This is a genomic window from Actinosynnema sp. NPDC023587 (assembly GCF_040640215.1).
In the GTDB taxonomy this organism is placed as follows: Bacteria; Actinomycetota; Actinomycetes; order Mycobacteriales; family Pseudonocardiaceae; genus Actinosynnema.
In genome coordinates this window covers 1-13,705 of sequence record NZ_JBFABG010000031.1, presented here as the reverse complement: position 1 = coordinate 13,705, position 13,705 = coordinate 1, and the positions used below count along the sequence as shown (strand labels likewise).

16 protein-coding genes are annotated in these 13,705 nt (G+C 72.9%); 9 read left to right on the top strand and 7 right to left on the bottom strand.

Going from position 1 to position 13,705, the window contains the following annotated elements; translation table 11 throughout:
* Positions 1-488 precede the first annotated feature (488 nt).
* The 4 genes from AB0G01_RS35245 to AB0G01_RS35230 form a co-directional block, all read right to left on the bottom strand.
* Positions 489-1,175, bottom strand: a complete 687-nt coding sequence (locus tag AB0G01_RS35245) for a DUF6319 family protein (RefSeq protein WP_360955310.1) — start codon at positions 1,173-1,175, stop codon at positions 489-491.
* 345 nt (positions 1,176-1,520) lie between these two features.
* A complete protein-coding gene (locus tag AB0G01_RS35240; RefSeq protein ID WP_360725826.1) occupies positions 1,521-1,718 on the bottom strand; it encodes a hypothetical protein in 198 nt (65 codons plus the stop codon).
* A gap of 78 nt (positions 1,719-1,796) precedes the next feature.
* Complete coding sequence (locus tag AB0G01_RS35235; RefSeq protein ID WP_360955307.1) at positions 1,797-2,078, bottom strand: hypothetical protein; 282 nt, start codon at positions 2,076-2,078, stop codon at positions 1,797-1,799.
* Between the two features lie 218 nt (positions 2,079-2,296).
* Positions 2,297-2,857 carry a hypothetical protein gene (locus AB0G01_RS35230; RefSeq protein ID WP_360955304.1) on the bottom strand — a complete coding sequence of 187 codons (561 nt, stop codon included), beginning with the start codon at positions 2,855-2,857 and terminating at the stop codon, positions 2,297-2,299.
* Between the two features lie 240 nt (positions 2,858-3,097).
* Here AB0G01_RS35230 and AB0G01_RS35225 point away from each other — a divergent pair, with 240 nt between their 5' ends.
* Positions 3,098-4,099: a hypothetical protein gene (locus AB0G01_RS35225; protein ID WP_360955301.1), complete on the top strand. Its 1,002-nt coding sequence runs from the start codon at positions 3,098-3,100 to the stop codon at positions 4,097-4,099.
* Positions 4,100-4,112: 13 nt separating this feature from the next.
* On the opposite strand, the gene ligD is transcribed toward AB0G01_RS35225, so the two are convergent.
* Both ligD and AB0G01_RS35215 read right to left on the bottom strand, forming a co-directional pair.
* Positions 4,113-5,108: a non-homologous end-joining DNA ligase gene (gene ligD, locus AB0G01_RS35220; RefSeq protein WP_360955298.1), complete on the bottom strand. Its 996-nt coding sequence runs from the start codon at positions 5,106-5,108 to the stop codon at positions 4,113-4,115.
* A 9-nt stretch (positions 5,109-5,117) separates the two neighbouring features.
* The gene (locus tag AB0G01_RS35215) at positions 5,118-5,750 is read right to left on the bottom strand and encodes a TetR family transcriptional regulator (RefSeq protein WP_360955295.1); all 633 of its coding nucleotides are present in this window, start codon (positions 5,748-5,750) and stop codon (positions 5,118-5,120) included.
* A gap of 185 nt (positions 5,751-5,935) precedes the next feature.
* Here AB0G01_RS35215 and AB0G01_RS35210 point away from each other — a divergent pair, with 185 nt between their 5' ends.
* Together AB0G01_RS35210 and AB0G01_RS35205 are read left to right on the top strand one after the other, a co-directional pair.
* On the top strand, positions 5,936-7,105 hold the full coding sequence (locus AB0G01_RS35210; RefSeq protein WP_360955292.1) for an acyl-CoA dehydrogenase family protein: 1,170 nt from the start codon (positions 5,936-5,938) through the stop codon (positions 7,103-7,105).
* A 114-nt stretch (positions 7,106-7,219) separates the two neighbouring features.
* A complete protein-coding gene (locus AB0G01_RS35205) occupies positions 7,220-8,083 on the top strand; it encodes an alpha/beta hydrolase (protein WP_360955289.1) in 864 nt (287 codons plus the stop codon).
* 34 nt (positions 8,084-8,117) lie between these two features.
* Here the strand turns inward: AB0G01_RS35205 and AB0G01_RS35200 are convergent, their stop codons facing one another.
* Complete coding sequence (locus tag AB0G01_RS35200; RefSeq protein WP_360955286.1) at positions 8,118-8,783, bottom strand: GntR family transcriptional regulator; 666 nt, start codon at positions 8,781-8,783, stop codon at positions 8,118-8,120.
* Between the two features lie 89 nt (positions 8,784-8,872).
* Between AB0G01_RS35200 and AB0G01_RS35195 the strand changes: the two genes are divergently transcribed.
* The 6 genes from AB0G01_RS35195 (at position 8,873) to AB0G01_RS35170 (ending at position 13,556) form a co-directional block, all read left to right on the top strand.
* Entirely contained in the window at positions 8,873-9,817 is a 945-nt protein-coding gene (locus tag AB0G01_RS35195) for an asparaginase (RefSeq protein ID WP_360955283.1), read from the top strand.
* A gap of 91 nt (positions 9,818-9,908) precedes the next feature.
* Positions 9,909-10,247 carry a hypothetical protein gene (locus AB0G01_RS35190; protein ID WP_360955280.1) on the top strand — a complete coding sequence of 113 codons (339 nt, stop codon included), beginning with the start codon at positions 9,909-9,911 and terminating at the stop codon, positions 10,245-10,247.
* 9 nt (positions 10,248-10,256) lie between these two features.
* Positions 10,257-10,694, top strand: coding sequence for a peptide-methionine (R)-S-oxide reductase MsrB (gene msrB, locus AB0G01_RS35185; RefSeq protein ID WP_360955277.1), 438 nt, complete (start codon positions 10,257-10,259; stop codon positions 10,692-10,694).
* 229 nt (positions 10,695-10,923) lie between these two features.
* The gene (locus tag AB0G01_RS35180) at positions 10,924-11,841 is read left to right on the top strand and encodes a TIGR04222 domain-containing membrane protein (protein ID WP_360955274.1); all 918 of its coding nucleotides are present in this window, start codon (positions 10,924-10,926) and stop codon (positions 11,839-11,841) included.
* A 28-nt stretch (positions 11,842-11,869) separates the two neighbouring features.
* Positions 11,870-12,781, top strand: coding sequence for a TIGR04222 domain-containing membrane protein (locus tag AB0G01_RS35175; RefSeq protein ID WP_360955271.1), 912 nt, complete (start codon positions 11,870-11,872; stop codon positions 12,779-12,781).
* Positions 12,738-13,556, top strand: coding sequence for a TIGR04222 domain-containing membrane protein (locus AB0G01_RS35170; protein WP_360955268.1), 819 nt, complete (start codon positions 12,738-12,740; stop codon positions 13,554-13,556). Before AB0G01_RS35175 ends, AB0G01_RS35170 begins: the two co-directional genes overlap by 44 nt.
* Positions 13,557-13,705: the final 149 nt, after the last annotated feature.

Here is a 13,705-nt window from a genome sequence, read left to right as displayed (position 1 = left end):
TCGCCATGTCCGGACACCGACCCGCCGACCGCTGCCGGTTTGTGACCGACATTCCTTGCGTACCAACACATCCAGACCAGGATGAAAAAGGCTCAATGTCGATCCGGTCGCCCCGGCGTATTTGTTCGCTATAAATCCATTTCGCGCGGCGGACCGGTAGGCGCATTTCCGACTTTTCCGCCCACGGACCTGCGACGACCCCCGGGGCAACCGCCTCGGGGGTCGTCGGCCATGCGGAGTTAACAGCTTGAGCAGCACCCGCAGCCGGGTCCGGTGCAGCCGCCGCAGCAGCCGCAGCTACCAGCCGCCGGAACCTGTTCCGTGGTCGTGATCTCTACCGCCATCATGGCCTCCCGTGATCGCGTGGGCATCCAGTTAGTGGCACGGTATGACGGCCCCTACGGTGCGCCCTACCGCCGAGCGTGGGAAGGGTCGTCACCCGATCGCGGAACATTTGTCATCAGGATGTCGCACTACGTGGCCGCATTTCAGCCGGTCAGCTCATCCAATGCGCGTTGCGCCTCCGCCAACTCCGCCCGGAGTTGTTCGACGCGGGCCAAGTGGCGTTCCCGAGCGGCACTCAAAACCGTCTCCACCGCTTCGTCGACTTCCGGCAGCAGCAGCTTCGCGGCCTGGGCGACCGCCGAGGCCGCGACGGGGGCGTTCTTGAGCACCCGCTTCGCGCCGGTCTGCACGTCGACGGTCCACTCCCCCTCGGCGGTGGAGGTCAGGGTCACCGTCACCTCGGCGGGCTTGGGCTGCTTGCGGCCGGCGGCGCGCGCCGGGGGCGCGGCCGGGGCGGGCGCGGGCTTGGGTGCGGGCTTCGGGGGCGCGGGCTTCGGCTCCGGGCTGTAGATGTGCTCGACCGGGGTCGGCGCGGGCGCGGCGGGCTCCGGCTCCGGGGGAGCCGGCGGGGTCTTGCGGCGCGGCGCGGGCTTCTCCAAGGTGAGTTCCGCCGGCGAGAACGACAGCTCGTCCTTCTCACCGGTCGGCCGCACCTGGATGTAGTCGCCCTCGGGCGGGTCGGTGAACGCCAGCACCTTCGCCGATCTGCCCGCCTCCACGCCGACCGCCGCCGAGGTGAACCACACCGCGGGCGGGCGGCCCGCGGCGAGTTCCCCGCGCAGGTGGTCGAGGTCCTCGGCCGACAAGGAACTCTGCTTCGCCTTCGCCATCGGGCACCTCCACTGCCGATCATGTTCCGTCGCGTGCAGCTTGCCCTACGGCACCGACAATTCCGCGGGCCGGCGAACGCGGCACCCGCTGCGGGCCCGGCGGGTGGCGAGCGCCGGCACGACCGCGCGACGACCTCAACCATCCACTGTGGACTGTGAGCGGCAGTCGACCGACGCGCGCACGCAGGCCCGCAGGACCACCGGCGACAGCTCCCGACAACCCGAACGAGACGACCGCCGGGCCATTTACCGTCCACAGTGGACCCTGCGAAGATGAGAGCGATCTCACGCCTCGCCGGCACCGGGCGGCGGACTCCCCCGATCCCGCCCCGCCCTCCCCGGAGGTCAGTCCTCGACGCGGAGGCGGTACTCGCAGCCGTACTCGACGGCGTACTGGAGGTCGTAGTGGTGCACGATCTTCGGCCCGCCGTGGAGGTGGACGTGGGTGAGCGTCGGCTTGGGGGCCTCGGGGGGCGTGCTCACCGAGTCGACCCGCCCGTCCAGGGGACCGCCGACGAACCGCACCACGTACGCACCCGCCATGGCTGACCTCCCTCGCTCCAGCGTCGCCGTCCATGGTACGAGAGGTGCAGTCGGATCGCGGCCGAACCGCTGCGACAACTAGCCGGTTGGCCCAAACCAGTGTTCCGCCAGGTCGTCCGAGGTGGTCGAGCCGGTGGGGACCTCGCGCAGGTACCAGGCGAGGTCGGAGCAGACGTGCAGGAGCGCGTAGGCCGTGACCCGGCGGGGGTCGACGGCACGGCCGTCCCCGGCGCGCAACGCGGTGTTGGCGTTCCGGTCACCCCGGGTGAGGAAGACGCCGGGGGCGACGAGCTCGCACTCGCGGGCGGCGCGCACGGCAGGTTCGAAGTCGACCAGGCCGGTGCCGTGCAGGCGCGTCATGTGGACCTAGCCCCAGTCGCCGAACTCGCCCGAGCCGAGCACCTCGGGCGAGGGCACCGGCAACCGCCCGGAGACGCTGACAGCGAGCCGTCGGCGAACCGCTCGACGGTGCCGTCGAGGCCGAGGGTGCGGCAGAGCGCGACGAACGGAGATCACCGCCCGCACGGTTCCGGTCGTCGGATGCGGCCGACAGGTCGGGTGCGATGGACCTCGGGCAGTCAGTCGGTATCGAGGACCCCGACCGGGCGGCGCGCGGCGGTCGGCAGTGGACGGTGCGACCACCGGTGCACCCGCGCCAGGTACAGGCCGCGCGCGACCGGCCCCACGACCACCGCCGCGACGTCCGCGAACCCCGGCCGGACGCCGAGGCGCAGCATCGACCGCAGGTGGGCGACGGTCGTCCGGTGCCCGTCACTGCCCCACTCGAAGCGCCGCCAACGGCGGGCGGGCGCAGCGCCCGGGGACCGCGCCACCTCCACGGCGAACGCCAGCCGCGCCCGGCGCACCCGCACCGTGGCGGCCGGGTCTTCGAGGTCGAACTTGCGGTTGGCCGGGTCGTCGCAGAAGCGGTGCGCCAACCTCAGGTCTTCGGCACCGGACCCGGCGCGGGTCGCCACCGGCGCGGCCGGGTGCCCCACGGGCCACTCCAGGTCGGCTTTCAAGCCGCACCACCGGCAGAGCAGACCGTCGCGCTCCGCGAGGGCCAGTACCCGCCGACGGGCCACCGGGAGGCGTGGCAGAAGGGGAAGCGGTGCCGCGACACGGATGACGAACTCCATACCCCGAACGCTACAAGCGCCGGCCGCCGATCGGCCGCGATCTCCGCCCACGGGGCGGAAAGTTCGGTGGAGGTGATCGGTCCGACCGATCACTTCGGCGGTCCGCACGGCCCACCCCTACCGCTCGTCCCCGCCGATCGGCCGGTCCCCGCACACACCGTTTCAAGCCGTACCTCTTTGGTGGACCGACGGCGGCGCGGTGTCGAGTGGACACAGCCCCGGTGAAGCGGCTCCGGGACCGTGCGCTTCACGGGGTGGCGGAACGACGTACTGAACACGTTCAAGAAGCATCTGGACCAGTGGGGCAATCCGCAAGTGCGCCAAGTCAGCCCCGTCCGGTCCACTGAGGACAGCGGTCGAGTTGTGAGCCTGACTCGCTTTACGGTAAGGATTTCGGCTCGGAACCCAGTCTCGGACCGCTATGCCGAGGGCAGTTCCTGGTGGCTCCCCGCGCGGCACTACAGTCGGCTTCGCCAACCGCCGGTGCACCTGCGAGGTCGACTCGTGGCCGATCATGTCGTCGACAGGGTTCGAAGCCCGGTGTTCATCGAGCTGTGCCTGATCATGCGGGACTTCTTCGGCGATGCCGTCCCGGTCCGACAACTCGCCGACCTGACCGACGAGGACCTCTACGAGCACATCGTCTTCGCGGGATCGCTCCAGCATTCCCGGCACGAGTTCGTCGCACGTCCCACGCCGGAACTCGACGGCACCGCCGCCGCCGTCTTGCGACGGCTGTCGACCGGCGTACTCGGCGACACGTCATTGCGATCGCCCCAAGCGCGGTTCACGAAGGACGCGACACCTCGCCCGGTCCACGTGACCGATGGGTCCGCGCGCACCGACAAACCGGTCGGGGCACTGTGGACCTCGTCCTTCCTCCCCGGCGGCACCAGCATGTGGCAATGGGGAGAAGGGGCGGAGTTCGGCCCCGGCAGGCGACTGTTCACCACCACGTTCGACCCGACCGGCGTCCGGCTGTTCACCATCGACTCACCCGCCGACTACGAGCACCTGGTCCGCCGATACCCGCACTCGTCCGAGGGGCGCGCCCGGGTGCACTGGAGCCGTGCCGCCGAAGACCTTGACGCGGTGCACCTGACCGTGACAGGCCTCCTCACCGCACAACACGTACCGGTCAGGACCCCGCACGGCACCGCGCTCCTGACCGACTGGGATGCCGAGTCCACCGCCTGGCTGCACCTGCCGGCCGACCTCAGGATGACCCCGACGCCGCCGTGAGCACCCTCGTGACCTAGTTCCGTTTCCGCGACGGCTGCACGCGCGGCGGCTCGCCGGGCATCTTCGGGTAGTCCGGCGGGTAGGGCAGTTCACCTCGTTCGTCGGACGCGTACCAGTCGAGCAGGGTCTCCAGGCCGAACGCCTCCGCGTCCAGGTCGGCGTGCGGGTCGCCGTGTTCGGCCAGGTAGTCCGGCACGGTCAGCACGTCGAAGTCGTCCGGGTCCACTGTGGACAGCCGGTCCCAGGTCACCGGGGTCGAGACGGTCGCTCGCGGGGTGCCCCGGACGGACCAGGCCGAGGCGATCGTGCGGTCCCGGGCGGCCTGGTTGTAGTCCAGGAAGACCTTCGCGCCGCGTTCTTCCTTCCACCACGACGTGGTGGCCAGGTCCGGCGCTCGGCGCTCGACCTCGCGGGCCAGGGCGATCACGGCGTGCCGGACGTCGATGAAGTCCCATTCCGGCCGGATGCGCACGGCCACGTGGACGCCGCGTCCGCCGGAGGTCTTCGGGTAGCCCGTCAGGCCCAGTTCGCCCAGCACCTCGCGCAGGACGAGCGCCACCGCCACCGCGTCGCCGAAGTCCGTGCCGGGTTGCGGGTCCAGGTCGACGCGCAGTTCGTCCGGGTGGTCGGTGTCGGGCCGGCGGACCGGCCACGGGTGGAAGTCGAAGGTGCCGAGGTTCGCGGCCCACGCCAGCACGGCGGGCTCGGTCGGGCACACCTCGTCGGCCGGCCTGCCGGACGGGAACGCGATGCGCGCGGTCTGCACCCAGTCGGGCGCGCCCTTGGGCAACCGCTTCTGGTAGAACGCCTCGCCGGTCACCCCGTCGACGTACCGCTTGAGGGTCGTGGGCCGGTCCCGCAGCACGGCCAGCAGCGGCTCGGCGACCGCGATGTAGTACTCCACCACCTGGCGCTTGGTGATGCCGCGCTCCGGGAAGTACACCTTGTCCGGGTTCGACACCCGGACCTCGCGCTCGCCGACGGTCAGCTCCACAGCCTTCGCAGCCACGCGGCGAGCCTAACCCGCGTCGACCTGCGGCGCTCGAAGATCGGCGGGGACGCGCAGGGCCAGGCCGTCGACGAACGCGGCCAGCGCCAGTTCGAAGCTGTCGTGGTCGAGTTCCTCCGCGACGGACGGCAGCGGCTCGGCCCGGCCCGGGTCCGGGTGGAGGGCCTGGTCCCCGGAGAAGCCGCTGGAGAACGAGCTCAGCGCCGCGCCCAGGACGAGGTACACCAGGGACGCGGCGATCATGGTGGCCTCGCGGCGGCCCCAGCCGGCGGCGACCAGACCGCCGCGCACGACGTCGAGCCTGCGCGAGGACGTCTCGCGGTGCGCCGGGCCGTACGCCAGGAACGGCACGATGTTCGGGTGCTCGGCCAGCGCGGCCCGGTAGGAGCGGGCGCACGTGGTGAGGCCGTGCCGCCAGTCCCCCTCGGCGAAGCCGGAGACGTCGACCTCCTCCAGGATTCCGGCAGCCAGGTCGTGCAGCAGGTCGTCCTTGGTGGCCACGTGCCCGTACAGCGACGCCGCCCGCACGCCGAGCTCGGCGGCCAGCTTGCGCATCGACAGCCCGGCCAGCCCGTCCCGGTCGACGAGGGCGAGGGCGGCGGTCCGGATGCCCGAGGCGCTCAGGATCGGGGTCCTGGGCATGGGTGACTCCTCTTGCCTCGGGTTCGGGTGCGCGCCTACGTTGGAAAACTAACACCGTTCGCCGAGGAGGTCACCGGGGGTGGCGCGGCGACTTCCGGTGGTCCGGCCGGTGGTCGCGGTGCGCGGCACCGACCGGCAGCGCCGCCGGTGGCTCCCGGTCCGGGGGCCGGAGAGGGAGGGGCGTCATGGACTTCGCGCTCGACGAGGAGCAGAGGGAGATCCGCGACTGGGTGCGCACCTTCGTGCGCAAGGAGATCGTGCCGCTGGAGCCCGAGGTGCTGCGCCGCGAACGCGCGGGCGAGCCGGGGTTGCGCCGGGACGAGCTCACCGGGTTGCAGGACAAGGCCAAGGCCGCCGGGTTCTTCGGCGTGCTCACGCCTCGGGAGTACGGCGGGATGGGGCTCGGCGCGGTGATGACCGCGCTGGTCGAGCAGGAGCTGGGGCGCAGCTTCGTGCCGTTCCGGTTCGGCGGGTACGCCGACAACATCCTGTTCCACGGCAACGAGGAGCAGCGCCGGCGCTACCTGCTGCCGACCATCTCCGGCGAGCGGGTGTCGTGCTTCGCGATCACCGAGCCGGGCGCGGGCTCGGACGCCAAGGCCATCCGCACCTCCGCCCGGCTGGAGGGCGGCGAGTGGGTGATCAACGGCGAGAAGACGTTCATCACGCAGGGCCACGAGGCCGACTTCGTGATGGTGTTCGCGGTGACGGACAAGGAGAAGGGCGCGGACGGCGGGGTCACCTGCTTCCTGGTCGACCGGGACCGGGGCTGGCGGTCCGAGCCCATCTCGACCATGGGCCAGTGGGGTCCGGCGGCGCTGGTGTTCGACGACGTGCGGGTGCCACCGGAGAGCGTGCTGGGCGAGGTCGGGCAGGGGTTCCGGCTGGCCATGCAGTGGATCGGGCAGGGCCGCTACCTGCTGCCCGCGCGGGCGCTCGGGGCGTGCGAGCGGCTGGTGGAGATGGCCGTGGAGCAGGCCCGGAACCGGGTGGCGTTCGGCCGGCCGATCGCCGAGTACCAGGCCATCCAGTGGATGTTGGCGGACTCGGCGGTGGAGATCGAGGCGCTGCGCTGGCTGGTGCTGCACGCCGCGTGGCTGGTCGACCAGGGGGCCGACTCCCGCCAGGCGCAGAGCATCGCCAAGCTGTACGGCGGGATCAAGGCCAACGAGATCGTGGACCGGGTGCTCCAGGTCCACGGCGGCATGGGCTACACGCGGGAGCTGCCGATCGAGCGCTGGTACCGCGAGCTCCGGCTCCTGCGGATCTACGAGGGCACCGACGAGATCCAGCGCCGGACGATCGCGCGGAACCTGCTGAAGGGGCACGCGAAGGTCACCGGGACGCTGGGCTGAACGAGGCCGGCCGACACCCGGACGCGCCACTCCGATGAGGGTAGGGCTGCCCCCACCCGGCCCTCGGGTGCGCACCCCAGGGACTCTCCGTGGTCCGCCGGCCACGATGAGTGCATGCGATCACGAACCGCGGTCTTCGAGTCGGACCTGACCCGAGAGCGCGTCCGGACCGACGCCGGCACGTTCGACACCATCGCGACCGGACCGGCGACCGGGCGCAAGGTGCTGCTGCTGCACGGGGTGCCGGAGTGCGGCATCGAGTGGCGGCACCAGTTGCGCGCCCTCGCGGCGCACGGCTACCGCGCGGTCGCGCCGGACCTGCGCGGCTACTCGCCGGGCGTGCGACCGCGCGAGGTGGCGGCCTACCGGCTGGAGCACGCGGTGCGGGACGTGCGCGACATCGCGGACGCGTTGGGGTGGAAGCGGTTCGACCTGGTGGGGCACGACTGGGGCGCGATCGTGGCGTGGATCGCCGCGGCCCGGTACCCGCTGCGGATCCGGACGCTGACCGCGGTGTCCGCGCCGCACCCCGGCGCGCTGGCGCACGCCCTGCGCACCGACCCGGACCAGCAGCGGCGGTGGTCGTGCCTGGACCACCTGCGCACGCCGGGCGTGGCGGAGCGGGAGCTGTTGGCGGACGACGCGGCGCAGCTCCGGGCGGGCTGGCCGGCGGCGATCCCGCCGGAGCGGGTGAACCAGTACGTGCGCAGGCTCAGCGAGCCGGGCGCGTTGACGGCGGCCCTGAACTGGTACCGCGCCAACGACTTCAGCGGCGTGTTCCGGCCGGTGTCGGTGCCCACCCGCTTCCTGTGGGGCGAGGACGACCGGGTCGTGGGGCCCGAGGCGGCGCAGGACACCGGGCGCTGGGCGACCGGGCCGTACTGGTTCGAGGTGATCCCGGGTGCGGGCCACTTCGTGCCGGAGGAGGCCGCCGAGGAGACCACCCTGCACCTGCTGGACCACCTGGCGACGTACTGAGCGCGGCGGGTCCGGCGCGCACCGGGCGCGGCGGTCAGCCGGCGTCGGCCTCGGCTCCGAGCAGGCCGGTGAGCATCTGCGAGCAGACCCGGGCCAGGTGCTTGCGCATCACCTCGGAGGCCCTGGCCGGGTCGGCGGCGGCGACGGCCGCGACGAGGGCGTCGTGGTCGTCCAGCGACGCCCGCTGGTGCGGCGGGTCGTCGCGCAGGCCGCTGCGCAGCAGGACCACCCGCTGCTGCACCAGCCGCACCTGCTCGGCGATCCGCGGCGAGCGGGCGGCGTCCAGGAGGGCCTGGTGGAAGGCCAGGTCCAGTTGGTAGGGAAAGCGCTCGCCCGCCTGGTAGGAGCGCCGCGACTCGGCGCAGACCGCGCGCAGCCGGGCCACGTCCGCCTCGGTCCGGCGGGTGGCCGCGAGTTCGGCCGCCGCGCACTCCAGCGCGGCGCGGAGCTCGAACAGGGCCCGCACGTCGGCAGCGGTCGCGGTCGGCACGTGCGCGCCCCGGTGCGGCACCAGGACGAGCACGCCCTCGGACGCCAGGTGCCGGATCGCCTCGCGCAGCGGACCCCGGCTGATGCCCAGGCGGGCGGCCACCTCGACCTCGTTGACCCGCGCCCCGGACGGGATCTCGCCGGTCAGCACCAGCTCGCGGAGCACGTCCACGGCCTGACCGGCCAGGCTGAGGTGCAGGGGAGGTGTCACCGACGTCTCCTACCATGATCGGCCCTCATGTTGTTAACTGTCGACAGTTGGCAGTTCACCGGATCGAGGGACGGACGAGGGGGCGCACGATGGCGCACGAACTGGTCGCCGAGGTGTGGCGGGGCGATTTCCTGGAGTCGGTGCACCACGGGTCGGTCGTCGCGCTGGGCCCCGGCGGCGATGCGGAACTCCTGGTCGGCCAGCCGGAGCAGGTCACCTACCCGCGTTCGTCCAACAAGCCCGTGCAGGTGCTGGCCATGCTGCGCCACGGCCTGGCCCTGGACGGCGAGCTGCTCGCGCTGGCCTGCGCCAGCCACTCCGGCGAGGACTTCCACGTCGCCGGCGCGACCCGCATCCTCGCCGACGCCGGCCTGACCCCGGACGCGCTGCGGTGCACGCCGGACCTGCCGGTCGGGGAAGCGGCGCTGCGCGCGCACCTCGCCGCCGGCCGCGACAAGGCCCCCGTCTACATGAACTGCTCCGGCAAGCACGCCGCGATGCTCGCCACCTGCGTGGTCAACGACTGGCCGACCGGCAGCTACCTCGACCCGGCCCACCCGCTGCACTCCGCGATCCGGGAGACCCTGGAGGAGCTGGCCGGCGAGCGCGTCGGTGCCGAGGGCGTGGACGGCTGCGGCGCTCCCCTGTTCGGCATCTCCCTGGTCGGGCTGGCCCGCGCGTTCGCCCGGTTGACCACCTCCGGCGACGAGCCGGAACGCCGGATCGCGCACGCCATGAGCACCCACCCGGAGTGGGTCGGCGGCACTGGCCGGGACGTGACGGCGCTCATGCGCGCGATCCCCGGCGCGGTCGCCAAGGACGGGGCCGAGGGCGTCTACGCGATCGCGCTGCCCACCGGCGAGGCCGTGGCGTGCAAGATCGCCGACGGGTCGAGCCGGGCGCGGGCGGTCGTGCTGGTGGCGGCGCTGCGCCGGCTGGGCGTGGCCGCGCCCGAGGAGCTGGCGACGTTCCCGGTGCTCGGGCACGGCCGTCCGGTCGGCGCGGTCCGCCCGGCCGCCGTGCTCCGGGGCTGAACGGCCGCAGTCCCGGGGGAACCGCCCGGGTCCGGGGAGAAGTCCGTTCCGCCTGGTCTCCCGGGGTTGAAGCGGCCATTACCCTGGGTGCATGGCCAGTTCGCATGCCGCCGACATCCCGGAGGAGGACCGGCCGCCCCGCCGGGCCGAGGACCGGACGCCGAGCGTGGAAGACGAGCTCATCGGTCTGGACCCGCACGACCCGGAGACCAGGGCGTTCGCCGACCACCTGGACCGGATGCAGCGCCAGTCGCCCGGGTTCACCGTCGAGGGCTACCTGGCGGGCGTGGAGAACTTCGCCGACTCCGCCAACCGGGCCGGTGGGCTGCGCAGGCTCACCGCCGTGGCGGTGGTGGTGCTGATCCTGCTGGGCGTGGTGATCAGCGTGTGGTTCGGGCTCGGCGAGATCCTCTCCACGTTCTTCGATTAACGTGGAGGTATGGAACCTGTCCTCGGTGCCACCCCGAAGGTGGTCCGCTCCGACCTCGAATGGCGGGAGATCCTCTCGCCCAAGGAGTACGCCGTCCTGCGCGACGCGGGCACCGAGCCCGCCTGGACCGGCGAGTACACCGACACCAAGGCCCAGGGCGTCTACTCCTGCCGCGCCTGCGGGGCCGAGCTGTTCCGCAGCGACACCAAGTTCGACTCGCACTGCGGCTGGCCCTCGTTCTTCTCCCCGCTCGCCGCGGACTCGGTGATCCTCCGGGAAGACCGGGCCATGGGCACGGTGCGCACGGAGGTGCTCTGCGCCGCCTGCCACAGCCACCTCGGGCACGTGTTCGAGGGTGAGGGCTACACCACACCCACCGACCAGCGGTACTGCATCAACAGCGTCAGCTTGCGTCTGGTCGAGAACCCCGGCGATCCGACAGACTGAAGGCGCTGCTCCGAATGACGAGTTCGTCGACACCAGGAGGAAACATGCGCATCTTCAAGGGCACCGACGGTGAGGGTTCCGGCGGCGTGGACGGCGCATCGTCGTCCTGACGGGGGATGAGGGGCAACCCTAAGGCTTGCTCAAACCCTCTTGCCGGGGTGTGGCCTGACGCACACGATTGCCCCCAGGCGCGGACCGCGAGTCCGCCGGGGCCCGCAGGGGGTGGACCGTGGAGCGACCGTGGGGTTTGTCAGGCCCGGAATTCCTTGAGCTGTACTGGATCGCGCTGGCCGTCACCGCGGTCTGGGCGATCGCCGTCCGAGTGCGCCTGCGGGGGACGCGGGGAGGCGACCCCGCAGGCGTGCTCGGGCCCTACGAGGTCGCGTTCCTCACCGGCGGCCCGCGCCGGGTGGTGGAAACCTCCGTCGCGTCGCTGATCGCGGCCAAGGCGCTGCGCCCGGCCCGCAACGGCTCGGTGAGCGTGGTCGGCACCCCCACCGCGCACGACCCGGTGGACCAGGCCGTCATCGCCGACGCCACCCGCTACCGCTACCGCACCCTCACGCTGCTGATCACCTCCGTGTCCGACCAGGGCGTGGCCGGCGTCATCGGCGACAGCCTGGTGGACCGGGGCTACCTGGTGCCGCCGCGAGTGGCGAAGCGCCTGGTGGGCCGCAGCGCGCTGCCGATGGTGCTGCTGTTCGTGATCGGCGTGGTGCGCTGGGTGAACGGGCTGGTGATCGGCGCGCCGGTCGGCTGGCTGACGCTGCAACTCGTGCTCACCGGCGTGCTGATCTGGCTGTTCCGCAAGTCGAGGTACGTGACCCTCACCGCGTTGGGCAACAGCGCGGTGGGCCGGGCTCGCGCAGGCGGGCACCCCTGGGGTGGAGGGGTGGCCGGCCAGGCCGACGAGGTCTGGTCCGTCGCTCTCGGCGGGTTCAACGCGCACCCGAACATCCCGCTGCGCGCCGCGGCGCGATCCCGCCCGCCCAGCCGCGTGGCACGGGCCGGCGCGAGTGGTGCCGGGGGCGGGTTCATCGCCACCGGGTCGTCGTGCGGCGGTGGTTCGTCCTCGTCGTGCGGCAGCAGCGGGTCGTCGTGCGGCGGTGGCGGCGGCGGGTGTGGTGGTGGAGGAGGCGGCGGTTAGCCGGCTCGCGGCTCCTAGGCTGGGCGACATGGCGTTCCTGTGGTGGTACGGCCCGGTTCTGGTGCTCTCGGTCCTGCTCGGCCTGTGGCTGAAGCGGGTCACCGGCTCCGCACCGGCCCGACCGCTCACGTTCGAGGAGGTCGGTTTCCTCGGCGGCGGCCCGGTCCGGGCGGCCGAGGTGGCGGTGGCGGGGCTGGTCGCGGACAACCGGGCCCGGCTGTCCGGTGGGGCGGTGAGCGCGGTGCCCGCACCGGCACCCGGTGCGACGACGGCACTTCAGGACGTGCTGCTGGCCCGCCTGGACCGACCGCGCGAGCTGGACGGGCTGCTCGTGGAGGTCTCGACCAGCGGGCCCGCGCGGCGGATCGGCCGGGGTCTGGTCGCGGCGGGACTGCTGGTGTCGCCGCGCCGCAGGCTCGTCCGGGCGGTGCTCGCCGAGCTGCCCGTGCTCGCCGTCCTGGTGGTGGGGGTGGCCACCGCCCCGGCCGGCTGGCTGGTCGCCGCCGTGCCGTCGGTGACCGGGCTGGTGGCGGTGCTGCTGGTGCTGGGTCCGCCGCCGGTGCGCACCCGGCACGGCGCGCGGGCGTACGAGGAGGCCACGGCGGGGCTCGCCCCGGTCGACCCGGCCGAGGTGACCGCGCGCTACGGCCTCGTGCGCCCCGCCGCCGCCGCACCGCCGGAGCCCGGGGAGCGCCGCGCGGACACCGCCGTGTTCGACGGCGAGACGGCGGAACCGATCGCCTACGTCGAAGCGTCCGAGCAGGCGGTTCCCCGACGCAGGCGGCCGGCGGTCGTCGTCGAGCCGCAGCGCTGGCGGAAGCGCAACGGGTTGCTCGTGGCGGGCGGCTGGCTCGCCGGCGGGTGGTTGGCCTCGCAGTGGCTGGAAGGGGACGACGGTGGCGACTTCGTGGACACCGACTTCGGCGGGTTCGGCGGCTGATCTCCGCCCCGAGGAGGAGGCATTCCTGGCCGGCGGGCCGGGACGGGCCGCCGAGGTGGCGGTGGTGTCGCTGGTCGAGTCGGGCGCGGTGCGGATCTCGCGCGCGGGCTTGGTGAGCGCCGTGCACGCGCCGCACCGCTCGTGGACGCCGTTGCAGGCTTCCGCGCTCCAGTCGCTGCCTCGGAAGCTGGGCGAGGTCATCACGTGGACCGCGCGCGGTGCCGAGGCGGACGGGTTGCGGTCGCACCTGGTCGAACGCGGTTTCGTGCGGCCCTCGGCACGGCGTTCGAAGGTGCTGACGGCGCGCCGGGTGCTGGTCTTCGGCGGGATCGCGATCGTGGCACTGGGCATCGGCGACGTGCTGGAGTTCGGGACGATCGCGGCGGCGCTGTTCTGCACCGTCCTGCTCGCCGTCCTGGTCGGGCGCGCCGCGCGACCGCTGACCGCGTCCGGACGGGCGGCGGTGAAGCGGCTCGGCGGCGTGGCGACGACGAACAACCGGCTCGCGATGGTGGCTTTCCACGGGTTGCTCGGCAAGGTCGAGGGACACCTGGTGTGGGAGGTGCTCGGCATGGCACCGGCCGCTGCGGCGACGTTGCAACGGCGGCGGCGTGGCGACAACGCGAACGGGAGCGCGTCGTGCGGCGGCGGGTGCGGCAGTTGTTCCAGCAACAGTTGCGGGAGCGCGTCGGGTACGGACGGCGGCAGCTCCTCGTCGTGCAGCAGCAGCGGATCATCGTGCGGGAGCGGCTGCGGCGGGGGCGGCGGCGACTGATGGCTGCAAAGGCGGGGATGGCAGCGAAAGGTGGGGGCGGGCGCGCCAGCCGCAGCGCTAGCTGTACTGACTCGTGACGTTGTTGACACTTAGGTGGTCAGTCGGGTGATGGGTGGCTGGCCGCCGAGGGCGCTGTGGGCTCGTCGGGT